This is a genomic window from Arthrobacter sp. ATA002 (genome assembly GCF_026898095.1).
GTDB lineage: Bacteria > Actinomycetota > Actinomycetes > Actinomycetales > Micrococcaceae > Arthrobacter_B.
Window position 1 is genome coordinate 2,983,864 of record NZ_CP114015.1, and the last position, 23,769, is coordinate 3,007,632.

General features: G+C 65.6%; 22 protein-coding genes and 1 pseudogene. 12 read left to right on the plus strand and 11 right to left on the minus strand.

The genetic code is table 11. From position 1 onward, the window contains the following. Positions 1 to 81: 81 nt before the first annotated feature. A pseudogene (locus OL239_RS14730) lies at positions 82 to 1,484 on the minus strand (NAD(P)H-quinone dehydrogenase). A 115-nt stretch (positions 1,485 to 1,599) separates the two neighbouring features. On the opposite strand from OL239_RS14730, the gene OL239_RS14735 reads away from it, so the two are divergent. Continuing rightward, positions 1,600 to 2,400, plus strand: a complete 801-nt coding sequence (locus tag OL239_RS14735) for a purine-nucleoside phosphorylase (RefSeq protein ID WP_268909532.1) — start codon at positions 1,600 to 1,602, stop codon at positions 2,398 to 2,400. 42 nt (positions 2,401 to 2,442) lie between these two features. Beyond that, complete coding sequence (locus tag OL239_RS14740) at positions 2,443 to 4,203, plus strand: phospho-sugar mutase (protein WP_268909533.1); 1,761 nt, start codon at positions 2,443 to 2,445, stop codon at positions 4,201 to 4,203. Between the two features lie 28 nt (positions 4,204 to 4,231). Here the strand turns inward: OL239_RS14740 and OL239_RS14745 are convergent, their stop codons facing one another. From OL239_RS14745 to OL239_RS14755, 3 genes are all read right to left on the minus strand, one after another. Then, positions 4,232 to 5,860 carry a putative bifunctional diguanylate cyclase/phosphodiesterase gene (locus OL239_RS14745; protein ID WP_329609243.1) on the minus strand — a complete coding sequence of 543 codons (1,629 nt, stop codon included), beginning with the start codon at positions 5,858 to 5,860 and terminating at the stop codon, positions 4,232 to 4,234. Continuing rightward, positions 5,853 to 6,149, minus strand: coding sequence for an STAS/SEC14 domain-containing protein (locus tag OL239_RS14750; RefSeq protein WP_268909534.1), 297 nt, complete (start codon positions 6,147 to 6,149; stop codon positions 5,853 to 5,855). The genes OL239_RS14745 and OL239_RS14750 overlap by 8 nt, the downstream gene beginning before the upstream one ends. Positions 6,150 to 6,492: 343 nt before the next feature. Beyond that, entirely contained in the window at positions 6,493 to 7,452 is a 960-nt protein-coding gene (locus OL239_RS14755) for a hypothetical protein (RefSeq protein ID WP_268909535.1), read from the minus strand. 231 nt (positions 7,453 to 7,683) lie between these two features. Between OL239_RS14755 and OL239_RS14760 the strand changes: the two genes are divergently transcribed. From OL239_RS14760 to OL239_RS14775, 4 genes are all read left to right on the plus strand, one after another. Next, positions 7,684 to 7,818: a hypothetical protein gene (locus OL239_RS14760; RefSeq protein ID WP_268909536.1), complete on the plus strand. Its 135-nt coding sequence runs from the start codon at positions 7,684 to 7,686 to the stop codon at positions 7,816 to 7,818. Between the two features lie 115 nt (positions 7,819 to 7,933). Further along, the gene (deoC, locus tag OL239_RS14765; protein WP_268909537.1) at positions 7,934 to 8,608 is read left to right on the plus strand and encodes a deoxyribose-phosphate aldolase; all 675 of its coding nucleotides are present in this window, start codon (positions 7,934 to 7,936) and stop codon (positions 8,606 to 8,608) included. 39 nt (positions 8,609 to 8,647) lie between these two features. Continuing rightward, complete coding sequence (locus OL239_RS14770; protein WP_268909538.1) at positions 8,648 to 8,899, plus strand: hypothetical protein; 252 nt, start codon at positions 8,648 to 8,650, stop codon at positions 8,897 to 8,899. Between the two features lie 202 nt (positions 8,900 to 9,101). Continuing rightward, positions 9,102 to 9,245, plus strand: a complete 144-nt coding sequence (locus OL239_RS14775) for a hypothetical protein (protein ID WP_268909539.1) — start codon at positions 9,102 to 9,104, stop codon at positions 9,243 to 9,245. A gap of 32 nt (positions 9,246 to 9,277) precedes the next feature. Here the strand turns inward: OL239_RS14775 and mfd are convergent, their stop codons facing one another. After that, entirely contained in the window at positions 9,278 to 12,910 is a 3,633-nt protein-coding gene (gene mfd / locus OL239_RS14780) for a transcription-repair coupling factor (RefSeq protein WP_268909540.1), read from the minus strand. A gap of 537 nt (positions 12,911 to 13,447) precedes the next feature. Beyond that, a complete protein-coding gene (locus OL239_RS14785; RefSeq protein WP_268909541.1) occupies positions 13,448 to 14,851 on the minus strand; it encodes a M28 family peptidase in 1,404 nt (467 codons plus the stop codon). Positions 14,852 to 15,564: 713 nt separating this feature from the next. On the opposite strand from OL239_RS14785, the gene OL239_RS14790 reads away from it, so the two are divergent. From OL239_RS14790 to nhaA, 4 genes are all read left to right on the plus strand, one after another. Beyond that, entirely contained in the window at positions 15,565 to 16,263 is a 699-nt protein-coding gene (locus OL239_RS14790) for a hypothetical protein (RefSeq protein ID WP_268909542.1), read from the plus strand. A 179-nt stretch (positions 16,264 to 16,442) separates the two neighbouring features. Further along, positions 16,443 to 16,946 (plus strand): DUF2505 domain-containing protein, encoded by a 504-nt coding sequence (locus OL239_RS14795; protein ID WP_268909543.1) that lies wholly within the window; start codon positions 16,443 to 16,445, stop codon positions 16,944 to 16,946. A 3-nt stretch (positions 16,947 to 16,949) separates the two neighbouring features. After that, positions 16,950 to 17,099 carry a hypothetical protein gene (locus tag OL239_RS14800; RefSeq protein WP_268909544.1) on the plus strand — a complete coding sequence of 50 codons (150 nt, stop codon included), beginning with the start codon at positions 16,950 to 16,952 and terminating at the stop codon, positions 17,097 to 17,099. 138 nt (positions 17,100 to 17,237) lie between these two features. Then, the gene (gene nhaA / locus OL239_RS14805; protein WP_268909545.1) at positions 17,238 to 18,638 is read left to right on the plus strand and encodes a Na+/H+ antiporter NhaA; all 1,401 of its coding nucleotides are present in this window, start codon (positions 17,238 to 17,240) and stop codon (positions 18,636 to 18,638) included. A gap of 19 nt (positions 18,639 to 18,657) precedes the next feature. On the opposite strand, the gene OL239_RS14810 is transcribed toward nhaA, so the two are convergent. From OL239_RS14810 to OL239_RS14830, 5 genes are all read right to left on the minus strand, one after another. Beyond that, positions 18,658 to 19,260 carry a hypothetical protein gene (locus tag OL239_RS14810; RefSeq protein ID WP_268909546.1) on the minus strand — a complete coding sequence of 201 codons (603 nt, stop codon included), beginning with the start codon at positions 19,258 to 19,260 and terminating at the stop codon, positions 18,658 to 18,660. After that, positions 19,257 to 20,147 (minus strand): hypothetical protein, encoded by an 891-nt coding sequence (locus tag OL239_RS14815; RefSeq protein ID WP_268909547.1) that lies wholly within the window; start codon positions 20,145 to 20,147, stop codon positions 19,257 to 19,259. Before OL239_RS14815 ends, OL239_RS14810 begins: the two co-directional genes overlap by 4 nt. A 41-nt stretch (positions 20,148 to 20,188) precedes the next feature. Beyond that, the gene (locus OL239_RS14820; RefSeq protein WP_268909548.1) at positions 20,189 to 20,959 is read right to left on the minus strand and encodes a signal peptidase I; all 771 of its coding nucleotides are present in this window, start codon (positions 20,957 to 20,959) and stop codon (positions 20,189 to 20,191) included. Between the two features lie 115 nt (positions 20,960 to 21,074). Continuing rightward, complete coding sequence (locus tag OL239_RS14825) at positions 21,075 to 21,527, minus strand: hypothetical protein (protein ID WP_268909549.1); 453 nt, start codon at positions 21,525 to 21,527, stop codon at positions 21,075 to 21,077. A gap of 89 nt (positions 21,528 to 21,616) precedes the next feature. After that, a complete protein-coding gene (locus tag OL239_RS14830; protein ID WP_268909550.1) occupies positions 21,617 to 22,168 on the minus strand; it encodes an alternate-type signal peptide domain-containing protein in 552 nt (183 codons plus the stop codon). 275 nt (positions 22,169 to 22,443) lie between these two features. Here OL239_RS14830 and OL239_RS14835 point away from each other — a divergent pair, with 275 nt between their 5' ends. Continuing rightward, a complete protein-coding gene (locus tag OL239_RS14835) occupies positions 22,444 to 23,019 on the plus strand; it encodes an arsenate reductase/protein-tyrosine-phosphatase family protein (RefSeq protein WP_268909551.1) in 576 nt (191 codons plus the stop codon). Next, on the plus strand, positions 23,019 to 23,531 hold the full coding sequence (locus tag OL239_RS14840) for a VanZ family protein (RefSeq protein ID WP_268909552.1): 513 nt from the start codon (positions 23,019 to 23,021) through the stop codon (positions 23,529 to 23,531). Before OL239_RS14835 ends, OL239_RS14840 begins: the two co-directional genes overlap by 1 nt. Positions 23,532 to 23,769 lie beyond the last annotated feature (238 nt).

The window sequence follows — 23,769 nt, forward strand, 5'->3', positions numbered from 1 at the left end:
ACAGCGCACCGTCACACACAAAAGCCCGCACCCGCGGCGGAAGTTACTCCACCGCGGATGCGGGCCGGGACAGGCAGAAACCTACATGTGCACGTGCAGCCGGCGGGCGGCCTCGGAAATGGAACCGGTCAGCGACGGGTACACCGTGAACGTGTTGGCCAGGTCGTCCACGTGCAGCTTCTGCGTCACGGCGATGGCAATCGGGAAGATCAGCTCCGAAGCACGCGGCCCCACCACGACACCACCGATCACGGTACCGGAACCCTTACGTGAAATGATCTTCACGAAGCCCTCCTTGATGTCCATCATCTTGGCGCGCGCGTTGGTGTGCAGCGAGAGCTTAATGACGTCGCCCTGGTAGCGGCCGTCGGCGATGTCCTGCTCAGACACGCCCACTGACGCGATCTCCGGGGACGTGAAGATGTTCGAGGCGACGTTCTTGAGCTTGAGCGGCTTCACGCCGTCGCCCATCAGGTGCGCAATGGCGATCCGGCCCTGCATCGCGGCCACCGAGGCCAGATTGAACACCCCGGTGCAGTCGCCCGCGGCGTACACGCTCGGGGCCGTGGTGCGGGACACGCCGTCGACCTTGATCTGCCCGCGCTCGTCCAGCGCCACCCCGGCCTCTTCCAGCCCGATGCCGGCGGTGTTGGGTATCGCGCCCACGGCCACCAGGCAGTGGCTGCCCTCCACGACGCGGCCGTCCTGCAGCGTCACCACCACGCCGTCGCCGGTGTTCTTCACGGTTTCGGCGCGGGAGCGGTTCAGCACTGTCATGCCCCGGGCCTGGAACACGTCCTCGAGCACGACGGCGGCGTCGGCGTCTTCTCCGGGCAGCACGCGGTCGCGGCTGGAGACCAGCGTGACCTTGGTGCCCAGTCCGTTGTACGCGGAGGCGAACTCGGCGCCGGTCACACCGGAGCCAATGACGATCAGATGTTCGGGCACCTCGGTGAGGTTGTAGATCTGCTTCCAGGTGAAGATGCGTTCGCCGTCGGGCATCGAGGTCTCGAGCTCGCGCGGACGGGCCCCCACCGAAATCAGCAGGGCCTCGGCTTCCACGGTTTCGGTGCCCTTTTCCGTAACGACCTCAATGGTCTTGTGGTCCAGCAGCCGGCCTTCGCCGATCATGACTTTCACGCCAACCCGTTCAAGGGTGCGGCGGATGTCGTTGGACTGTTCCTTGGCCAGGGCCAGGAGGCGGTTGTTGACCATTTTCAGATCAGCCACCGCGGGCTGCCCGTCGTCTCGGAAGTCAACACCAAGGAGGAGGCCGAGGCGAAGCGCGTCATCACGTCGGCGGTCGCGATCAGGGTCTTGGAGGGAACGACGTCGGTCAGCACGGCTGATCCGCCCAGCCCGTCGCGCTCCACTATGGTGACGTCGGCGCCGAGGGAGGCCGCCACCATCGCGGCTTCGTATCCACCGGGGCCGCCGCCGAGGATCGCAATTTTTCGGGCAGTGAAATCAAGTTGGGTCGTCACAGTTGTCCATTCTGTCCCATCCCCGCCCGGCGCTCAAACGGTGGGACAAACGGGTTCACGGTGCCGCAGGCCCGGGGCTCCTGCAGAGCGGGCCTTCTCGCGGTAGGTTGGATCAGTGAGCAACGATCCCTTTGAACTAGCCCAGCAGGCCGCCAAGTACATTGCCGAGAAAACCGGCGTGCCCCACCACGACATCGCCCTGGTCCTCGGCAGCGGCTGGGGTGAGGCCGCCGACCTGATCGGCGAGACCACCGCCACCCTGAACGCGAGTGAGATTCCCGGCTTCTCCGCACCGGCCGTGCAGGGACACGTGGGCACCATCCGTTCTGTGCTGACGCCGTCGGGCAAGCGCGCGCTGGTCCTGGGCGCCCGCACGCATTACTACGAAGGCAAGGGTGTACGCGCCGTCGTGCACGGTGTCCGCACTGCCGCCGCCGCCGGCGCGAAGGTCATGGTCCTCACCAACGGCTGCGGCGGCCTGAACCCGCAGTGGAAGCCCGGCACGCCGGTGCTGATCAGCGACCACCTCAACCTCACGGCCGCTTCCCCGCTGGAAGGTGCCACATTCGTGGACCTGACCGATCTGTACTCCTCCCGCCTGCGCGATCTGGCCCGCACCGTGGATCCCACCCTGGACGAAGGCGTCTACGCCCAGTTCACCGGTCCGCACTACGAAACTCCGGCCGAGGTCCGCTACGCCAAGACCATCGGCGCCGATCTGGTGGGCATGTCCACCGCTCTGGAAGCCATCGCCGCCCGGCACGCCGGCATGGAAGTGTTCGGCATTTCGCTGGTCACCAATCTAGCTGCGGGCATCAGCTCCGAGCCCCTCAGTCACGCCGAGGTCCTGGAATCCGGGGCCGCAGCCGGTCCGCGGATTTCCCGCCTGCTGGCTGACATCATCGGCAAGCTCTAGCCAGCTGCCGCGTCCCACATTCCCGATCCGTAGGTACACCCCATGACGCTAAATCCCACTGAGCCTGACGAGCTCATGACCGCTGCCCTGACTTGGGCTGATGAAGATCCCGACCGGGCAACAGCCGCGGAACTGCGGTCCCTGGTCGCTGAACTGACGATCGACGGAGCCGCGGGCGCGGCTGCCGCCGAGGAACTCGAAGACCGCTTCAGCGGCACCCTGGAGTTCGGCACCGCCGGCCTGCGGGCCGCCCTGGGCGCCGGCCCGCGCCGGATGAACCGGGTGGTGGTGCGCCGCACCGCCGCCGGCATTGCCTCCTTCCTGCAGGACACCTCCGGCGACAGGTACACCCCCAGCGCCGTGATCGGTTACGACGCGCGGCACAACTCGCACGCGTTCGCGCTGGAAACCGCCGCCGTGTTCAGCGCCGCGGGCATCGAAACGTTCCTGCTCCCCTGCACGCTGCCGACGCCGGTGCTCGCCTACGCGGTCCGCGCCCTGGACACCGATGCGGGTGTCATGGTCACCGCCAGCCACAATCCCGCAGCGGACAACGGCTATAAGGTCTACCTCGGCGGCCGGACTGTGAAGGGGCCTGGCAAGGGCGCGCAGATTGTCGCTCCGTACGACGCCGAAATTGCCTCGCGCATCAATTACGCCGTGCCGCTGAACAGCATCGACACGGCGCCGGAGGGGTGGACGGACGTGTCCGAGTCCATCGTCGCCGATTACATCAATGCCGTGGACCGGCTGGTCGCCCGCGACCGCTATCCGGAGCGGGACCTGAAGATTGTCCTGACCTCGCTGCACGGCGTCGGCGGGGACACCATGAAGTCGGTGCTCAAGGATGCCGGCTTCCGCAAGGTCGTTCCGGTGGCGGCCCAGGCCCAGCCGGACCCGGATTTCCCCACGGTCGCGTTCCCCAATCCGGAGGAGCCCGGTGCGCTGGACCTGGCGCTGGAGACCGCCGTCGAGCACGGCGCGGACCTCGTGATCGCCAACGATCCGGACGCCGACCGCGTGGCCGTCGCCGCGAAGAACCCGGCCGACGGGCAGTGGTGGATGCTGCGCGGCGACGAAGTCGGTGCCCTGCTGGGCCGGCACCTCTGCCGCCGGATTACTTCCGGGCACTGGAAGGTCCGCGGCGAAAAGACCCGCGCCGGCGTCGTTTTTGCGAACTCGATCGTGTCCTCCCGGCTGCTGGCCCGCATCGCCGAGGCCGCCGGTTTCGCCCATGTGGAGACCCTCACCGGCTTCAAGTGGATTTCCCGCGTACCGCATCTGACCTACGGGTATGAGGAGGCGCTGGGCTACTGTGTGGCTCCGGGCATGGTCCGGGACAAGGACGGCATTTCCGCGGGTTTGCTCGTGGCCGAGCTGGCCGCCGCGCTGAAGGCCGACGGGCGCACCCTCTTTGACGAACTCGACGACCTGGCGGTGGAGCACGGTCTGCATTTGACGGACCAGCTCTCCGTCCGCGTCTCCGACCTGGGCCTGCTGGGTGCCATGATGGCACGGCTGCGCGCGGAGACCCCCGTGTCGTTCGCCGGCTCCCCGGTGCGGAGCGCTGTGGACCTGGCCCAGGGCAGCGCGGACCTGCCGCCCACCGACGGCCTGAAGTACCTCACCGGGGACGGCACCCGGGTGATCATCCGTCCGTCGGGCACCGAGCCCAAGCTCAAGTGCTACCTCGAGGTGATCGTTCCCGTGGAGTCCGCGGCGGATCTGCCCGCGGCCCGCGAGCAGGGGCGGGCCCGGCTGGATGCGGTGCTCGCGGATGTGAACGCCGCCCTGGGCCTGTAGCCCGCGGCGGACCTAGCCCGGGCGAGACTTAGCCCGGGTTAAGTCTCGCCGGGAGGCCGACGCCGGCCTGCGGGAGGGTGTGTCCCTCCCGCAGGATGCCGGCCACCTGGTCGGCGGGCAGCGGCCGGCTGAAATAGTAGCCCTGCCCGCTGCAGCAGCCCATTTTGTACAGCTGCCCGGCCTGGGCTGCGGTTTCGATGCCCTCGAAGACCGCTTCCATGCCGGCGGACTGAATCAGGTTGTGCACGGCGTCCACGAACCGCAGCTGGCCGTCGTCGTCGTCAATGTCCTCGATCAGCGACCGGTCGACCTTCACCGTGTCCACCGGCAGCCGGCGCAGGTAGCTGATGGAGGAATAGCCGGTGCCGAAGTCATCGATCGCCAGGCCCACCCCCAGTGCCTGCAGGGATTTAAGCGAGTAGGTTTCCACCTCTCCCCCGGTAACAAAGGCGCTTTCGGTGATTTCCAGGATCAGCGACGACGGCGGCAGCCCGGTTTCGCGCAGCGCCCGGCGCACGTAGTCCACGAGATCCATGCTCTGCAGTTCGGACGCCGCGAGATTCACGCGCATTTGGAAGCTGTCTTCCGCCGGCACCAGGTCCTGCCAGCCGGCGAGCTGCTCGAGCGCCGCCCGCAGCACCCAGCGGCCAATCCCGACGATGAGCCCGGTCTCCTCGGCCACCGGTATGAACGCGTCGGGCATGATCATGCCGCGGACGGGATGGTTCCAGCGCACCAGCGCCTCGACGCCCTGCAGCTTCCCCGTCTCCAGTTCCACAACCGGCTGATAGGCCAGCTCCAGTTCACCGCGCTCGGCTGCGTGGCGCAGTTCCCCGGCCATGTCCCGGCGCAGCTGCCGGCTGTACAGCATCACCGGTTCGAAGAACTTGATCCGCTGCTGGGCGTCATCCTTCGCCGCATACATTGCCGTGTCGGCGCGCAGCAGGATGTCGCTGGCGTCCTCGCCCGGCGCGGCCAGGTGGATGCCGATGCTCGCACGCGGCCATACGTCCAAATCGTCGAGGTTGATCCGGCGCTTGAGCGCTTCCATGATTTTGGATGAGGCGGTCCGTGACTGCTGCATCGTCGATACGGGCAGCAGCACCGCGAATTCGTCACCGCCCAGGCGCGCGACGACGGTGTCGGGTCCGGACGCTGTGACGAGCCGGGCGGCGATTTCCATCAGGACGAGGTCTCCGGCATGGTGGCCAAAGCTGTCGTTGATGTCTTTGAACCCGTCCAGGTCGATCATCAGCGCCGCGGGTCCGGGTTCGCCGTCCTTCCGGGCGCTGACCGCGGCGTCGAGTGACTGCCGGAGCGAGGACCGGTTTCCGACGCCGGTGAGCGGATCCGTCATGGCCATGTGCTGCATTTGTTCGTGGGCGTCGCGCAGCTCCCGGGTGCGGGTTTCGACCCGGTCCTCGAAGTCCGCGTAGACCTCGCTGAGCTCCCCGGCGAGCAGGTTAATGCCGGTGATGACGGCGTCCACCTGGTCCCGCGCCTTCGACGTCGGAATATAGGTGTCCAGGTCTCCGGACGCCATCCGGATAATGCCTTCGACGACCTGGCTCAGCCGGTCGTCGCGGGGCTCAACCCAGGCTCCGGCATGGGGTTCACCGTGGACTTCGGCGTCCTGTTCGTGACCCGGATCAGGCAAGGGTGCGTTTCCTCTCCAGCCACGCCAGCGCTTCCGGTTCCGCCGAGAAGTAACGCGTGGGGCAGGGCAGGGTGTTTCCGCCGAGGAGGAAGTTGGCGATGACGCGGTCCACGGGCGAGACACCGAGGACGGCGACGGCATCGAGCGAGCGAGTGGTGCCGAAGACCGTCCGTGCGCCCCGGGTTAGTGCTTCGATCCCGGTGAGGACCAGGAGCACAAGTGTTTTGCCGGTGCCGGTCAGCCTTTCCACGTCTTCGGCTGCGGCAATGGCCATCGACTCGGTGACCACCGCACCGGCCGGCAGGACCAGGACAATGTGCCCTCCGGCGCAACATAGATTTTGGGGGCACCGACCGTTGGAAGTTCTGGGATCTCGCCGGTGTCAGCCGGGCTAGACTTTTCTGGCTCGATGGAGCTGGAAAGGTCCTTGTAGTCCTGCTGTGTCATGCTTCCCCAGAAGCGTCTCGACTATCCCTGTGCGCTGACTCCGCCGTCTCATTGCGCTTCTACGTTAGCCGCGCACTCGCCGTTTCGGGAGCTGCATCTGTCTCCGCTTGTATTTCCCTGCTAGTTACCGTTGATGTTTTCTATAACACGCCTGGCCTCCGAAGCCATTCGGTGGGAGCCATGAACTATGAATACTTTTTCAGAATGGGAAGCCGCGGCCAATGCCTCATCATTCCGCCCCAACTCGTGCAAAGCAAGGGCTGCAACATATTCGACCTCGGCGAGAGTGTGATCCGGCAGTATACTTCGATGCTCAAGAATCTCATCCAACCTCTTGGCTGATTCCTCGGCCTTTCCGGTGAGAAGCAGCCAGTGCGCCCGTGCCATTGAAATCTCAAGCTGCTGAAAGGGGCTCCCCCAGTAACGGAATTTGCCAGTTCAGCACGCTCGATACACTCAAGGGTTTCCACATCGGCGATGCCCGCAGCGAGGCGTACAAGTGCCGACCCTTTGTTGAACAATGCCCATGTGTTTACGTCATTACCCGGCGCCAAATTTTCGGCTGCCAACGAATGATAACGCACACCTGCCTCGGGATTGTCCGCCAGGAACGCTACGTTACCGACAGCCCAATATGCCTTACCAGCGGTTTCCGCATCACTCCCTTCATCCGCGAGCCGAGCCATGTCCAGGGCGTATTTCCATGCCTCGGCGATCTCACCGCTCTCCGCAAGTGCTGCGACGAGACTGTGGAGCATTTCCATCTCACCGATTCCGTCATCCGTATCGCCGCCGCCCAGGGCAGCCACTTCCTGAGCCAAGACCAGCGACTCACCCACCTGGCCCAGAATGCCAAGGGCCCGGGAATAGAGCGCTTTCGCGCGGGCGAGCATCCTGGGGTCGGATTGTATGGCCGGATGTTCAGCAAGTTCCCTCGCACTAACAGCAAACTCCTGCATCAGCCCCAATTCCAATTGACATTCCGCCAACAGCAGGCTCATCCGCCAATAACCAACCGCGTCCTCGGACGTCAGTGCCTTCTCCGCAGCTGCTGCCGCATGCTCCCGGGCGGCTTGGTATTCCCGGCGTTCCCAATGCTGGCGGGCTCTGTACTCATTCAGGATTTGGTCTACGGAGTTATCCACGTTCCACGGCACCTTACTTCGCGCTCGTTGGCGGTTGTTTCACAATGCAGACTACTCCAGGTCCTGCTGAGTCGCCTGCTTGTTACCAGTCCGAAGGAATGAGAGGTTCCAGTGAAAAAATTTGTCTGTGCATACCCAAAAAACCGATCCGACGCGGTTAAATCTCAAGTTTCGTCAGTAGTATTTACGGTGTCACTGTTGAATCCGCTCACACCTACTTGGAGGACCCAAATGAAGAAACTCGGATCTGCGCTGCTGCTGGCAGCAACTATCGCTGTTGTAGGTGCCGCGGCGCTTGCGTCGGCAGCCACCCTCAATTCGGCACCCATTGTCGAGCCTGCCGGAAAGTGGCCCATCATTCTCTAACGCAGTAGCTACACAGTAAGATAACCGCCTTTTGGTCGGGGACTGGTTTCAATGCCTTCCCCGGCCATAAGTTTTCCCTCCCTGCCTCCCACCCCGCTGTGGCAAGATAGTGGGCATGTCTACCCCCATTGCGTCCTACATTGACCACACGCTCCTTAAGCCCGAGGCCAGCCGCGAGGACATCCTGAAAGTCTGCGCCGAAGCCGCGGAGTACGGTTTCAAGTCCGTCTGCGTGAACCCGCTTTGGGTCGGCACCGTGCACAACGCGCTCAAGGGCAGCGGCGTACTTACCTGCTCCGTCATCGGCTTCCCGCTGGGCGCCACCACCACCGAGGTGAAGGTCGTCGAAGCCCGCGGCGCCCTGCAGGACGGTGCCGATGAGATCGACATGGTCATTGACATCGCCGCAGCACGCCGCGAAGACCACGACGCCCTGGTCCGGGACATCGCCGCCGTGGCGGATGAAGTCCACACCGGCGGCGGCATCCTGAAGGTCATCATTGAAACCTCGCTGCTCACCGACGAGCAGAAGGTCACCGCATGCCGCGCGGCCGTGGAAGCAGGAGCTGATTTCGTCAAGACCTCCACCGGTTTCAACGGCGGAGGAGCCACGGTGGAGGACGTCGCCCTCATGCGCCGGACGGTCGGCCCCGACCTCGGCGTCGAGGCCTCCGGCGGTGTTCGGTCCCGCGAAGACGCCGAGGCAATGATCGACGCCGGAGCCACGCGTATCGGGGCAAGCTCAGGTATCGCTATTGTTAAGGGTGGGAATGCCGCGTCGGACTACTGATCCGCCGGCTACTGAACACTTTTTGAAACGGAGAACACCATGGCAGGAACACGGTCCAAGCAGCCCACGCACTCGGGTGAAGGGCACCTTGTCAGCAACCTCGTCACCTTTGTCATCTTCCTGGCCATCTTCCTGGTCGGGCTTTACTCCCTGACCTGGCTGACGCTGGACAACTTCTGGCCGATGGTCATCTGCCTGGCACTGGCCACGCTGGCCTATTTCGTTCCGTTCCTGATGGGCCGTTCCGACACCGCCAAGGTTCTGGCCGAAGGCCGCGTACCCAGCGAGTAACAGCACCAGAGCTTCATCTTCTGCGCGCAGCCGCTCCGGCTGCGCGCAGAAGTGTCTAAGCGGCGGACCTGAAATCAGGCACCTTCGCTGCCCGGGCATCACCGGACGGCAGGCAACTGAGTAGTTAGTAGGTGATCCGGTCCTTCATACGCGTACCAACTACGCTCAGCGGCCGGTAAGGCCCCCACCTATATTCGAATTCATGAGCACCATTATGTCGCGCCGCGAATGGCGCAGGGACCGGGCCGTTCAGCGGCGCATCACCCGGATCGGGTACGGGATCGTTATTGCCACCGCGGTGATGTGTGTCGCCGTCTTTATCGTGGCCCTGACCCAGCCGGTCTGACCCCGGGCAGCGCCAGGCCACCCGGGCCGCCCCTACTCTTTGAACACCGCGTCGACGACCTGCTGCGCCCAGGCCAGGATCTCGGCGTCGACCAGGTCCCGTCCGCCAATCCGGGCGGTCTTAGGCTTGGGCACCAGCACCGCATTCAGCGCCGGCTTGATTTGGGCCCCGGGGTACATCCGCTGCAGGCGCATGGTGCGGGATTCGGGCAGGTCCGCGGGAGCGAACTTGATGAAGTTCCCCTGCAGCGCCACGTCGGTCAGGCCTGCTTCGCGCGCATTGACCCGGAAGCGGGCCACCTCAATCAGGTTCTTCACGGCCTGCGGCGGCTCGCCGTACCGGTCCACCAGTTCCTCCAGGACCTCGTCGATCCCCTCGTATGTGACGGCCGAGGCCAGCTTGCGGTAGGCCTCCAGCCGCAGCCGCTCCCCCGGGACGTAGTCATGCGGCAGATGCGCGTTGACCGGCAGCTCAATCTTCATTTCCGCGGCCTTCTCCTCGGCCTCGCCGCGGTAGTCCGCCACGGCTTCGCCGACCAGCCGGATGTACAGGTCGAAACCGACGCCGGCAATGTGCCCGGACTGCTCCCCGCCGAGCAGGTTGCCCGCACCGCGGATTTCCAGGTCCTTCATCGCCAGCTGCATGCCCGCGCCGAGTTCGTTGTGCGTGGCCACTGCCTTGAGCCGTTCCAGCGCCACCTCGCCCAGTGGCTTCTCCGACGGGTACAGGAAGTACGCGTAGGCGCGCTCCCGGCCGCGGCCCACCCGGCCGCGCAGCTGGTGCAGCTGGGACAGACCGAAGTGGTCGGCCCGGTCCACGATCAGCGTGTTGGCATTGGAAATGTCCAAGCCGGTCTCGATGATGGTGGTGCACACCAGCACGTCAAAGCGCTTTTCCCAGAAGTCCACGATGATCTGCTCGAGCTTGGATTCGCTCATCTGCCCGTGCGCGACGGCGATGCGCGCCTCCGGCACCAGCTCCTGCAGGTGCGCGGCGGTGCGGTCGATGGAGGAGACCCGGTTGTGCACGAAGAACACCTGGCCTTCGCGCATGAGTTCACGGCGGATCGCGGCGGAGGCCTGCTTGTCCGTGTATGGGCCCACATAGGTCAGCACCGGATGCCGTTCCTCCGGCGGGGTGGCCAGCGTGGAGGTTTCCCGGATCCCGGTCAGCGACATTTCCAGGGTGCGCGGAATGGGAGTGGCGCTCATGGCCAGGACGTCCACGTTGGTGCGCATCTTCTTCAGCGCTTCCTTGTGCTCGACGCCGAAACGCTGCTCCTCATCCACGATGACCAGGCCCAGATCCTTGAACTGGACCTCCTGCGAGAGCAGCCGGTGCGTGCCAATGACCACGTCCACGGATCCGTTCCTCACACCTTCAACGGTTTCCTTGGCCTGCTTGGAGGTCTGGAACCGGGACAGCGATTCCACCCGCACGGGGAAGCCGGAGAAGCGTTCGCCGAAGGTTTCCATGTGCTGCTGGGCGAGCAGCGTGGTGGGCACCAGCACCGCCACCTGCTTGCCGTCCTGCACGGCCTTGAACGCGGCCCGCACCGCGATCTCGGTCTTGCCGTAGCCCACGTCGCCGGAGACCAGCCGGTCCATGGGGATTTCCTTCTCCATGTCGGCCTTGACCTCGTTGATGGTGGTCAGCTGGTCCGGAGTTTCCACGTACGGGAACGCCTCCTCCAGCTCACGCTGCCACGGGGTGTCCTTCGCGAAGGAGTGTCCCTTGGATGCCATCCGCGCCGAGTAGAGCCGGATCAGCTCGCCGGCGATCTCCTTGACTGCCTTGCGGGCCCGGGACTTGGTCTTGGCCCAGTCCGAGCCGCCCATCTTGGACAGCACCGGCGTTTCCCCGCCCACGTAGCGGGTGATCTGGTCCAGCTGGTCGGTGGGCACGAAGAGCCGGTCGCCGGGACCGCCGCGCTTGGCCGGCGCATATTCCAGCACGAGATATTCGCGCACGGTCTTGCTCGCACCGGCGCCGGTGGCGCGCTGGATCAGCTCCACGAACTTGCCGACACCGTGCTGTTCATGCACCACGAAGTCGCCTTCGTGCAGCTGCAGGGGGTCGACGGCGTTGCGCCGCTTGGAGGGCATCTTGCGCATGTCGCGGGTGGAGTAGGCACTGGCCCTGCCCAGCAGGTCGGCCTCGGTCAGCAGCCCGGTCTTGAGTCCGTCGAACACGTAGCCGCGGCCGGCGCTGGCGGTGGTGATCGAGATGATGCCGGGCACCGGTTCGGTGTCCACGGAGTCGGTGAGCGACGCCGGAATGTCGTTGTCCTTGAACAGCTCCGCCAGCCGGGCGGCCGGGCCGGGGCCTTCGGTCACGACGACGACGCGCCAGGCGTCACGCACCCGGGAACCGATGAAGTCCATCATCTCCGCAACGTCGCCCTGGTAGCCGCGGGGTTCCCGGGCGTTGATGGTCAGGGTGTCGATGTCCAGGACGGTTTCGTCGTCGGGGTTGAATGAGGTGATGGACCACCAGCCCACCGAATTCGCCAGGGCGGCGGAACGGGTGTCCGCCAGGGACCGGAAGCTCGCCGCTTCCAAATCCGCGCTGATGCCGGCGGACAGGTCCAGGGGTGCCGCACCGCCGTCGGACGCGGTGGCCCAGGCGGCGGCGAGGAACTCCTCGTTGGTGGCCGCCAGGTCATGCGCGCGGGACCGGACCTTCTCGGGCTCCACGATCACGGACAGGGAGCCGGCGGGCAGCTCGCCCATCAGCGGCACCATTTCATCCACCAGCACCGGAGCCAGGGATTCCATCCCTTCCACGGCGATGCCGCCGGCGATCTTTTCCAGCATGTCCGCTGCGGCCGGCATCTGGCTCTGCAGCTTCGCCGCGCGGCTCATTACCGAGGAGGTGATCAGGATTTCCCGGCAGGGCGGGGCATACAGCTCGGTGGGATGCGTGATGTGCGGGCCGGTGAGGGTGCGCTGGTCGGCGACGGCGAACCAGCGCATCGAGTCGACCTCGTCGCCGAAGAAGTCGATCCGGACCGGATGGTCCTCGGTGGGCGGAAAAACATCCAGGATGCCGCCGCGCACGGCAAACTCGCCGCGGTGCGAGACCATGTCCACCCGCGCGTAGGCCGCTTCCGAGAGCTGCTTGACGACGGCGTCGAACTGGCGCTCTTCCCCCACCTTCAAGGAGACCGGCCGCAGGTCACCCAGCCCGGCCACCAGCGGCTGCACGACGGCGCGCACCGGCGCCACGATGACGGAGATCGGCTGCCTTTCGGGATGGGCGAGCCGGCGCAGCACCGACAGGCGCCGCCCCACGGTGTCCGAGCGCGGGGAGAGGCGCTCGTGCGGCAGGGTCTCCCAGGACGGGAACTCCTCGATGCCGGCCAGCGGCAGGTAGGAGCGCAGGGCCGCGGCCAGGTCCTCGGCCTCGCGGCCCGTCGCCGTAACGGCGAGCACCACGGGAGGCGCGGCGGCGGCCGTGCCTGTACCGGCGCCGTCGTCCGCGCTGTCCTTGGCCGCTTCGGCGAGCCCGTCGACCATTTCCGCCAGCAGTGCCGCCCGCATGCCCTGCGGGGCGCCGATCTGCAGATCCTCGCTGCGCCGGTCGGGGGTGCGCGACGCGAGGGTTCGCACCCGTGCGTAGGACGGGTCTTCGGCCAATGCGGCGCGCAGTCCGTTCAGGCTCATGGGCAGGGGCTCTCCTTGGCTGTGGCGGTGCAGCTGGGGGCGGCTGTACCGGGAATGAGGCTAAGCAACGCAAATACCCGAAGTTCGCTAAGGAACCCCGGGGCTTTTCCTCCAGACTACCTGCTGCGCGGGGGCGAAAAACGCCCCGTCCGCTGCGGGCTGATGCCGTTCCTCGACACCGGCCACCGCGACCCGCCGAGAGTAGAGATCCTGCCGGCCAGCCCCGCCGAGTGTAGACTCCCGCCGGCCCGACCCGCCGAGTGTAGAGCTCCCGCCGGAATAACCGTCCCGGGGTTGCATGTGCCCGACAATGGATCCGCCCAAGCGGCATCATTGCGACACTCGATGAGGAGGCGACCTACGCTCGGCGCCGACCAGACACACGACGATGCCTTCCCAGACACCCGACGATGCCTTCCCTGACAAACGAAAGGCGGAAAGCCGCGTGAACGGCCTTCCGCCTCCCCCTGACACCGGGCTACACGATCCCAGGGCCCCTTTACTTCACCGCTGCTTCACCGCTGCTTCGGCGCTGCGTTACTTCAGCGCCTCATCACCGCGGAACTCGAGTTCGACGCCGGCCGGTGCCAGGCGCCGCGCCTGAACATCGGCACCGCCGCGCAGGTCCGCTTCCGTGCGGGCGAAGGTCAGCACGGCGTGGGCCACGGCGTCGGACATTTGATCCAGCCCCCGGCGGTTGATGTTCCCCAGGTCGTCGCACTCCTGGTGGTAGCAGGGATCATAGGCTTCCCCCGCAGTGCCGCCAAAGACCGCCGCTTCCTCCTCAGTCTTCAGGCCCTCGGCGCCGGAGAACAGGCCGCCGGCCGGAATGTCGTTGGATATAAACGCCGAGTAGTCCGACCGCCCGCTGAACTCGGTGGGGGCCGAGGCCAGATCCTGCCCGGCAAAGTACTCCTCGAAGACCCCCTCAATCTCGTCCGATCCCGTCGGCCGTGGAGCGGTGCTTTCAGGGAACGCAGATCCGTCGCCGTCGTACACAAAGCGGACCAGGTTCGGCGAGCCCAGCATGTCAAAGTTCAAATTCGCCAGGGTGCCGGCCAGCCCGGCTTTATCGAGCTGCGAGACATAGTAATTCGACCCCTGCAGTCCGTCCTCCTCTCCGCTCCAGAACGCGAAGCGGACCCGGTTCTGCAGTGGATTCTTTTTAGTCGTTTTGGCCAGCTGGACTGCGGTCTCCAGGACGGCCGCGCTGCCGCTGCCGTTGTCGTTGATTCCGGGGCCTTCCGGCACGGAATCCAAATGGGCGCCGACGACGACGGTGCGGTCAGCGGCTCCCGTGCGAGTGTCGGCCAAGATGTTGAATGAGTTGATGGTCTGCACGGCCGATTCGACGGTGATCCGCAGCACCGCGTCCTCGGTCCCGGCAAGAGCCTCCCCCAGCGCAAAAGTAACGCCGACGGCGGGGATCGCGGACAGTTCGGTGCCCAGGGTGCCGTTGACCAGCCCGGTGCGGTCATCGTTGGGAGCGTCGTTGCCCTGGTTGAAGATGACGACGCCGGTGGCTCCGGCCGCGGCAGCATTGCTCACCTTCAGGCCAAAGTCGCAGGTGCCGCGCTGAATCAGGGCAATGTCACCGGCGGCAAAACCGGTGAAGTCCGCGGCCTCGCAGCCCGAGGTGCTGGCCCGGTCTCCGGTGAGGTTAATGTCCACCGCCGTGACTGCGGCGGTTACGTCACCCGGCCCCGAGTAGCTCATGGTCGTGAACTCCGTGCCGGCCGTGTAGGTGGTGGGCACGGGGGAGATCTGGGCCAGGCCTTCGCTGATCAGTTCAAACTGGTCATAGGAGAAAGCCTGCCGGACCGGTTCGTATCCGGCTCGGCGAAGCTCGCCCTCGATGTACTGGGCGGAGGCTTCATACCCGGATGTGCCGGCAGCGCGGTTTCCTTCGTTGGCATCGGCCGCGTCCTGGAGCCCTTCCAAATGGTCAAAGACGTTCTTGAGCGTGACCTGCGAGCGCAGCTTCTCGCTTTCGTCCGCAACCGGTTTGCCCGGTTTTCCGGGACCCGGCTTGCCGGGCTTTCCCGGGGAGGGTTTGCCGGGCTTGCCGGGATGGTGCCCCTTTCCCCGTCAACGGTGGTCCCGTCAACAGTGGTCCCGTCGACGGGGGTGCCGGTGGCTCCGGCGGCGCCAGTGCCGGCACCACCGCCGTCGGTCTCAGCGGCGAACACCGGCCCGGCCATGCCTGCGGTGAGGACAACCGTGGCTGCGAGCGCAACCCCGCGGATAACTTGTGGTGTTTTCATGCTTCCCCTCATAAGTGCCAGTAAATGATCGCCGGCGGCCCTCCCCCCGCAGCAGCCGTGCCGCAGACGGTAGGACACGCGGCCTCCGACTGACAGCGAGGACCCGGCAATCGGCCGCAGTTGGCAACAATTCCCGCCCGGCGCCGTCGTGCGTGTTCCCACCGGTGCCCCCGCACGCTAGGGTGAAGGGTTTGCCGCGCCGGACAGCGCGAACAGCGGCAGGCGCAGGCGCGCAGGTGAACAGCCGCGGGGCCGCTCGCGCCGCCCCGGGGTGTGGCGAAGGCGCGCAAAACGCGGGCGAATCATGGATTTTCATTCCGTGCCCTGCCACGCTGGAAAGGCACGGGCACACACCGAGCTGCAGACTCCTCGCCACGTAAGGATTGCCCCATGGCACGCAAAATTCTTCTGCTGATTTCCGCGCTGACCCTCTCGCTTCTGGCCCTGACAGGCTGCAACATGGACAACGAATCCGGCGGCGACTCGTACTCGGCCGACAATGAGGAGTCGAGCCCCACCGCAACCCCGGGCCGGGACACTGCCGCTGCCTGCGACTCCGCGTCGCCGGGCAGCTCCGCGCAGGAAAGCTGCGAGGCGCAGGGCGTGCCGGGAGTCACCGAGAATCCCGACCGCTGCGGTTCCACCACCCCCAGCCCCATTGCCAGCGGCATCGTCCAGGGCACGTTCGGCCCGTACTGCGACAACGCCATCGCCAACACCTATGACGACGACGCGGTGCCCGACGGCGCGGACACCACCATCACGGTCTCCGAAACCGCTGCGGACAGCACCCTGGAGATGATCGCCGAGGGCTTCGCGCCCAACACCCAATTCATCGTCACCCTGCATGACAGCCTGTGCGGGGCGGAACCGGCGGATGCGGGTCCGGAATACACGGACGACCAAAGTTCGCAGTCGCAAAACTTGGTGCTGGACTTCACCACGGACGACGGCGGCAACTCCACCGCGAGCGTGACCGTGCCCTGGCTGCTGCCCGACGACGGTATCGGCCGCTCCCTGCTCCTCAACGCCGGCCCCGGCGGGGACAGCGTGAATCAGGCCGTGGCCTGCGTCAACCTGGAACGGTAGGGCGCGACGGCGGGAACCGGCCCGCCGTACGGAGGACCGACGGTGGACTGCCGGCCGCCCGGTCCGCCGGCGTTTCGGAACCGGGGGCCGCCGCAGATTAGGATGTTTCTGGGCCGGTGGGAGCCGTGCGCTTTTTAGCGCGGACCGCCGGCAAGACCGCATACCTATCTGGAGGACCCATGGCGCTGAACGCCTCGACCACCCTGCCCCACGACGTCCGCACGGTTACTGACACGTTCGCGAACGAGGATTTCCTGCGCCACATCAGCGAGCACGTGGGCGGCTCCCTGGTCTCGGTGACCGTGGACGGCAACACTGCCGGTGCGTTTGTCCTCACCGCCGTGCGCAACCTGCCCACCGACCGGCTGCCCGACATCGCCAAGAAGTTTGTCGGCGCCACGCTGACCGTCACGCAGAAGGAAACCTGGGCGGCACCGGCTGCCGACGGTTCCCAGGACGCCGCCGTGGAGCTTTCCGTGGGCGGCGTGCCGCTGAAGGTCAACGCCTCGCAGCGCCTGGTCGCCGTGGCCGAAGGCACCCGCGTGGATGTGGACGGCAAGGTGAGCTCGTCCATTCCGTTCCTGGGCGACAAGATCGCCAAGCAGGCCGAGCCGATGATCGGCAAGGCCCTGACCATCCAGGCCGGCCAGGCCGGCAAGTGGATCGAAAGCCGCAAGGCCTGATCCGTGGATAACGGTATTGTCCTGCCCACCGCACTCGCGGTCATCCTCATCATCGGCGGCCTGTGGTCCCTGATTGTGTGGCCGCCGTACCTGATCGAGGCCTACAAGAGCCCCAAGGCCCGGGATGAAAAGGGGCACCCACCCGGTACCTGACCGTCAACATGATGAAGGCCAGCACCTCCATGATCTTCGGATTGGTCACCATCATTGTCGGTTTCCGGGGACTCATGGGCTAAAACCCCGCCCCCGGTGCCAGAATGCGGATAACCCGTTTTCTGCAAGAGGAGTCCGATGGCACCGGAGCAGCAGCACTCCCCCAACGACGACGGCGGCGGGCCCGTCCCGCCCGCGGCTTCCGGCAGCACCGTCCTGGGCCGCGGCAGCTATCCGGAAGCCCTGCGCATCGGCGAGATCCTGCGCAAGGAAACGGTCGGCGGGATCCTGCTGCTGATCGCCACGGTGGCGGCGCTGATCTGGGCCAACTCACCGGCGTCGGGCTCCTACTTCGCTATCCGCGACTTTGAGTTCGGGTACGAGCCCTGGCACCTGTACCTCAGCGTCGGCGAGTGGGCCGCTGACGGGCTACTCGCCGTCTTCTTCTTCCTGGTGGGTCTGGAGCTCAAGCGCGAGTTTGTCGCCGGGGACCTGCGCCAGTTCAGCAAGGCGATCGTGCCGGTGGCCGCGGCGGCCGGCGGCGTCGTCGTGCCCGCGGCGATCTACGCCGTGATCAATGTGGCCACCGGCTCCGACGGGCTGCGCGGCTGGGCCATCCCCACCGCCACCGACATTGCGTTTGCCCTGGCCGTGCTGGCTGTGATCAGCTCGCACCTGCCTTCGGCGCTGCGGATCTTCCTGCTGACCCTGGCCGTGGTGGATGACCTCATTGCCATCACCATCATTGCGTTCTTCTACTCCGAAGACGTGCACCTGCTCTATCTGCTGATCATGCTGGCCCCGCTGGCCCTGTTCCTGTATCTGGCGCAGACCAAGCGGCGGTTCTTCGGTACCCGTCCCGCGGCCGCCTGGCTGATCCTGCTGCCGATCGGGGTGGCGGTGTGGGCGCTGATGCACGCGTCCGGTGTGCATGCCACGGTGGCCGGGGTGCTGCTGGGCTTCTGCATTCCGGTGCTGCGCCGCGGCCCGGACGGCAAGCCGGTGCAGCCGGAACCGGGCAGGCCCGGGCTCGCGGAGATTTTCGAGCACCGGTTCCGGCCGCTGTCCGCCGGGTTTGCGGTGCCGGTGTTCGCGTTCTTTTCCGCCGGCGTCGCGATCGGCGGAGTGAGCGGGCTGGGCTCCGCGCTGACCGACCCGGTGGCGCTGGGCATCCTGGCCGGGCTGGTGGCCGGCAAGCCGCTGGGCATTCTGGCGACCACCTGGCTCATCACCGCCGCCACCCGGGCCCGGCTGGATGCCACCGTGAAGTGGATTGACCTGCTCGGCATCGGGATCCTGGCCGGGATCGGCTTCACCGTGTCGCTGCTGGTCAATGACCTGAGCTTCGATCCCGGGACTGAGCACAACGACCACGCCAAGGTCGCCATTCTGGCTGCGTCGGTCACGGCCGCCGTGCTGGCGTCCATCCTGCTGCGGATCCGCAACCGGCATTACCGGACGGTGGAGGAAGAGGAGACCCGGGACGAGGATAGGGACGGGATTCCGGATGTTTATGAGGCCGACGACGGCGGGCGTTAGGTGCCGTCGAGTGCCCTGGTCACAATCTGTTGCAGGTGAACGAAGCGTAGTAATAGGCCGAGGCCGGCTGCGGGGCTTGAGAAGCACGGGTCTCGATGTCCGCTTCCGGAATGAGTTGAAGATTCTGTGTCGGCACAGTCTTGAGATAGGCGGTGGTAACGGTAATCGTCAGTCGCCAATTCCAGTGGAGACTACTCTCCAGCCCGCCCAACGAGACTAGTCGGACGGCGGCTGCATCCTTCAGAAAATAGGATTTCTTCCCAGCAGGCGATTCGACATCCATAATGACCGCGGCGCCACCCGGCAGCGTCGAAGGCCGGGAAGGCTGGGAGATCACGACGTTCGAAAAGAGCGGGACTCCCGACCAACCGCAGGCAGGCCTGCCGCCAAGGACCGGGAGATCCGCGCGGACCGTGGAGACACTCTGCGCCACGGTGTTCCGCTGCCCCCAGTATGCATACGCCACCGTGCTGCCGATTCCCAGCACCACTGTCAGAACAAAAGCAACAGCCGCGGCACGAAAACCGGGCTGGGCGCGCAGGCGTCCGAACCAGCTCCGAGAATCTACTGTCCCGGCACGGTTTTCATCCCCTGGTGCAGCCCCCAGCTGCTTCTTGCTCATACCGACCTATTCCGTATTCGGAGAATTATTGCGGCGGTAAAACCCACCGACATCGCTATCAGGAGCGTACCGGAGAGCGACCGGATGATCGGTTCGACGGTGCTCTGAAAACCTGCCGGCACAACCGCGGCCGGCGGCTGCTGTGCCGCCGGGACGACACCTTGGGGCGAATTTGCAGCAGCCGGAAGATCGCGCATTCCGGCCGGAAAGATGCCGCCGGAAGCTGCTCCCGGAGAACTCCCGGCTGTTCCGGGCAAGGTCACCAGGCGGGAGGGATCGTCGCCGGTGATCGCGTCTGAGGGGCTGCCCGACCCCCGTCCGGCTTCGGCAGAAGGCGCGCCCGGCATCGGGGCCGGGTCCGGTTCATTTGGAAGGGCATCACAAGCGCGGCGCGGCGCCGCATCCTTGGATTCGAGGAGGAAGACCACGTTGAAGTCCGCCGAGCGGTTCATCGTGTCATTCGATGCGTCCACGGAGAGATCTGCGATAAGACTCATCTCGAGTTCCTCCCCAGGGCCCAGGTCCCACAGGCCGGGAATATCGGTGCAGCTGCCCTGTCCGCCCAGCGCAGCGCGAACCAGACGGTCAGAGTCTATTCCAGCTGCCAAACCAAGCTTCCGGTCCAGCTGAGGGTCCGATCGAACCATGACGGCGGCCGAGGCCAGACGGGCCGCCTCGCCGCTGCTGTTGCGAATCCAGATCGTGGCACCGGTGGCTCCGCCGGGAACGTATTGGAGGTCTTCGTTGAAAATGGGTCCGGTAATCGAGGGCGTATATGCCATCCCGTCAAGACTAAATTCCAGATAGTCGCCGGCCGCGACGGCGCTGGGCGCTCCAGCCAGGGAAACGGCTGCGACAACGGCACTGGCTGCGGACGCGCCGAGCAAATGCCGGCTCCATCTCGCCGCGGGTACTCTGAACCGGTTCATTAGACGGTGGCGTATTTCCGGGGTTCGGCGCGCTTGCGCCGTTTGGAGGTGGTGTCATCGGAATGGTCGTGGTCAGGGTCGCAGCCGTCGCAGTCCGTAAGGATGGCGTCGTCGTAGGCCGGGCGGCCCGGGCTTTCCCCGGCAGAAGTCGGATGAGGAAAGTCAAAGGGATCGCTACCGGCTCCGGGGCCTTCTGCTTCACCTGAGGAGTCGTCCTCAGTGCTGTTGCGCTTCTTGGCCAGGGCACCGCGGACGAGGGTGACTACGCCGTATCCCATCAGGGCGATGGCGCCCCATTGGGCGATTGCGCCCCGGTCGGAGTTACCCAGACCGTTGGCGATAAAGCCGACAAACGGGACCGCATAAAAGAGCTTGCCCTTGACCTGGACCTCGCGCACGGGCAGTTCATCCTCGACGTCGTTGTTGTCGCCCTTCGTGGTGAACACGACTTCACCGCTTTGATCCGCACCGACGGCAGTGATGCGGTGGGTGATGACAGCCGGCGAACCGGATTCGATCTGGTAGGTGATTACGTCACCTACGCGTAGCTCGTCGTAGGGAGCGGGCTTGACCACCAGAAATGTCCCAGGTGCATATGTCGGGGCCATCGAGCTGGTGAGGACGCTGTAAGTCTGGGAGCCGGTGAGCATGGGAACAACCACGAGGGTCAGAGCGGCCAGCGCGGCCAGGCAAAGCGCAACGTAGCTGATGCCTGTGCCGATGATGTTCAGGGGGCTGGCTTTGACTTCCGCTTTCCTGCGACCGCTCATGGGTTTTCCTATCTCGTCTCTAGCCTTGGTCATCTGGAAGTAACCTGCGTCACATCGACTGTTGCCGATGCTCCGATTGCCGGACCGCCGAGCATCTGGTTGGTGGTCCCGGCACTCAACGCCGTGCGGAAGCAGAAGACCTGTTCCACATTGGCTTTTGGGGCGGCGTCGCGGCCGAAGCCTTGTAAGCAGCGGGATCTGCGGGACAGGTGCCGCTGACAGCCGTGGCTACGCCTGCCACCAGCGGCGGTGTCACCGGGTTCACCTTCACAGTGGTCGTGCTCAGGAAGGGTGATTCCGAAGTGACGTTCACAGCGCCGGCCACGCTAACGGGCGAAACCGAGGCGTTGTTCGCCGTGCTCAGGGTGACCGCCGGCAGGTTGAACTGCTGCCCCGGCGTCATCAGCGTGGGTCCGACTTTGACTCTGAAGTCGGCGGCCTGGATGGTTGCTGCGTTGGAAGGAACCACGGCGTTCCACAATGCATAACTTCCTTGAACCGTCATCAGCCCGAGCACCACGGCGGCGACAATCAGTCCTGCCGCTTTCAGTACTCTAAGGTTTTTCATCGGGTTCGCTTCCAGGGGGAACAGGCTGTGCGCAGAGCGTGTGCGCCGCGCACAGCCAGGGATTTAGAACAAGGGGCCGTTAGCCGGTGTTACTTGACGGCCTGCTGATCTAGCTTGAACGTGACCGCCTCGAATGTCGCGGCGGCGTTGGTGCTGCTCTGCTTTTGACCGACTCCCGTGTCCTTGAAGATGAACTTCGCGGAAGCGGTGACCACACCGGAGTCATCCTTAGTCAGAATCGTGTCCGACGACAGGACAGCGCCCTTACCATTGGTGATGGCGGGCAGTACTACATCTACGTCTGCCTCAGTGAATCCACCCTTGCTGAAGGCCGGCGGCGTCATGGTGAGCTTCGCAGCCATCAGGTCACCGGACAATACGACGTCCAGTTTCTGGGTGTAGGTCAGGACATCACCCGGAACAACCTTGTACTTCGTCAGATCCACGACAGTGTTAGCCGCATTGGTCCAGATGCCTTTTCCTTCATTTCCCGCAACCGGGTTCAACTGCAGGTCTCCGGCCACGATAGAGCCGGAAGCGGAAGCCGCGGTGTCGTTCCACACTGCCAGGGTTCCGCCGCCGCCGAGGAGCAGTGCCACGCCTACGCCGGTTGCCAGTGCGCCTTTGGCCATCTTGTTCATGGTGTTCCCCTTGTTCGTTTTGCTTGAAACCGTTTCGGCCCCAGGAAGGCTTTTCCTTGCCGCTGGGTTTTACTTTGCCGCCCGGTCCTCAAGAAACAACGTGTTCTTCCCGCAGGGTTCATGCAACGTTTGGCCAAAGCTCAAGGGCCGCACAAGGTAACCTCAACAACAGCGCAATGCGCCGCGGATTTGTCCACAGACCCGTTCCAGCGGCCCAAGCCAACGCAAGACACTTCCAGCGAACTCATAAGACGAGCAATCCGAAGCCCGAGGACATGAGCACCAACACCCCGTTCCGCATCCTGACCGTCTGCACCGGCAACATCTGCCGCTCCCCCATGGCCGAGCGCCTGCTCCAGGCCGGCTTCGACGCCATGGCCCCGGGCGAGTTCAGCGTGGCGAGCGCCGGCACCGGTGCGCTGGTGGGCTCCGGCATTGAGCCGCACGTGGCCGGATTCGTGAACGTTTTCGGCGGCGACTCCGCCAACTTCGCGTCCCGCCAGCTCAGCACCGACATCCTCGCCGGCCAGGACCTGGTGCTGGCCCTGAGCCGCGCGCACCGCAGCAGGATCGTGGAACTGGCGCCGGCCCTGCTGCGCCGCACCTTCACCCTGCGCGAGCTGGCCCGGCTGCTGCCCCAGATCGAGGGAGAGCCCGACGCCGGCGCCTCCGAACGCTGGAAAGCCGCGATGGCCCGGGCGCTGCGGCTGCGCACCGCCAATCCGGGCGGTCCGGACGAGGACGACGTCGTGGATCCCTACCGCCGCAGCGAGGACGTGTACCAGCAGATGGTCCACGAACTCACTCCCGCGGTGAACACGCTGCTGGCCTGGGAACGCCGGTACCGCTGATGAGCGCCGGTCCGCCGCCGCCTCCGCCAGCTGCTCCCCGAACGCCGCAAACGCCGCAGCCGCCGCCAACACACCCCTCCCGCAGGGTCCGGCAGCGCCGCACACTGGCGCTGCTGTTCTTCCTCTATATAGGGGCGGTCGCCCTGATCGTGTTCTGGCCCTCCCCTGTGGACCAGAACTCCGCCGGAACGCTCAGGGCCATCCTGGGAAGGCTGCACGGCGCCGGCGTGCCCGGCTGGATCAACTACGACTTTGTGGAAAACATCGCCAACGTGGTGATGTTCCTGCCGTTCGGAGTGCTCGCTGCCGCGTGGCTGGACCGGGAGCGCGCCTGGCTGGCCGCCGTCGCCGGCATCGCTGCGTCCTGCGCCATAGAAACGGCCCAGGCGGTGCTGCTGCCCAACCGCGTTGCCACCATTTACGACGTCACCGCCAATTCCCTGGGCGCCGCCCTGGGCTGCGTGGCCGTGTACGCCTGGCGCACCCGCACCCGGCGAAATACCCAGGCGTGAACCCTCCGCGGCAATCTTTCCCCGATCTTGCGCCTTCCCCGGGGCAGTTCCTGAGCTAACGCTGGCATTCTCGTACTCACTAACCAGCACGCCGTCCACGTGACGGTTCCCAGCGAGCGGAGGACCCCCCATGGCTTTCACCAGCTCCGCCGCGCCTGCCCCGGCAACGGCGGCCGGCTTCCCCCACGCCGCTACCCCCAGCGCCGGGCACAGCCCCGGCAGGAAAGTTGCCACTCTG

Bases quoted from the DNA above. Each gene is read 5' to 3' on its own strand.
- mfd (WP_268909540.1), bottom strand. From the start codon at position 12,910: ATGAGCCTGAACGGACTGCGCGCCGCATTGGCCGAAGACCCGTCCTAC.
- OL239_RS14760 (WP_268909536.1), top strand. From the start codon at position 7,684: ATGAAGAAACTCGGATCTGCGCTGCTGCTGGCAGCAACTATCGCTGTT.
- OL239_RS14775 (WP_268909539.1), top strand. From the start codon at position 9,102: ATGAGCACCATTATGTCGCGCCGCGAATGGCGCAGGGACCGGGCCGTT.
- OL239_RS14825 (WP_268909549.1), bottom strand. From the start codon at position 21,527: ATGAAAAACCTTAGAGTACTGAAAGCGGCAGGACTGATTGTCGCCGCC.
- deoC (WP_268909537.1), top strand. From the start codon at position 7,934: ATGTCTACCCCCATTGCGTCCTACATTGACCACACGCTCCTTAAGCCC.
- OL239_RS14795 (WP_268909543.1), top strand. From the start codon at position 16,443: ATGGCGCTGAACGCCTCGACCACCCTGCCCCACGACGTCCGCACGGTT.
- nhaA (WP_268909545.1), top strand. From the start codon at position 17,238: ATGGCACCGGAGCAGCAGCACTCCCCCAACGACGACGGCGGCGGGCCC.
- OL239_RS14740 (WP_268909533.1), top strand. From the start codon at position 2,443: ATGACGCTAAATCCCACTGAGCCTGACGAGCTCATGACCGCTGCCCTG.
- OL239_RS14810 (WP_268909546.1), bottom strand. From the start codon at position 19,260: ATGAGCAAGAAGCAGCTGGGGGCTGCACCAGGGGATGAAAACCGTGCC.
- OL239_RS14790 (WP_268909542.1), top strand. From the start codon at position 15,565: ATGGCACGCAAAATTCTTCTGCTGATTTCCGCGCTGACCCTCTCGCTT.
- OL239_RS14820 (WP_268909548.1), bottom strand. From the start codon at position 20,959: ATGAGCGGTCGCAGGAAAGCGGAAGTCAAAGCCAGCCCCCTGAACATC.
- OL239_RS14840 (WP_268909552.1), top strand. From the start codon at position 23,019: ATGAGCGCCGGTCCGCCGCCGCCTCCGCCAGCTGCTCCCCGAACGCCG.
- OL239_RS14835 (WP_268909551.1), top strand. From the start codon at position 22,444: ATGAGCACCAACACCCCGTTCCGCATCCTGACCGTCTGCACCGGCAAC.
- OL239_RS14770 (WP_268909538.1), top strand. From the start codon at position 8,648: ATGGCAGGAACACGGTCCAAGCAGCCCACGCACTCGGGTGAAGGGCAC.
- OL239_RS14830 (WP_268909550.1), bottom strand. From the start codon at position 22,168: ATGAACAAGATGGCCAAAGGCGCACTGGCAACCGGCGTAGGCGTGGCA.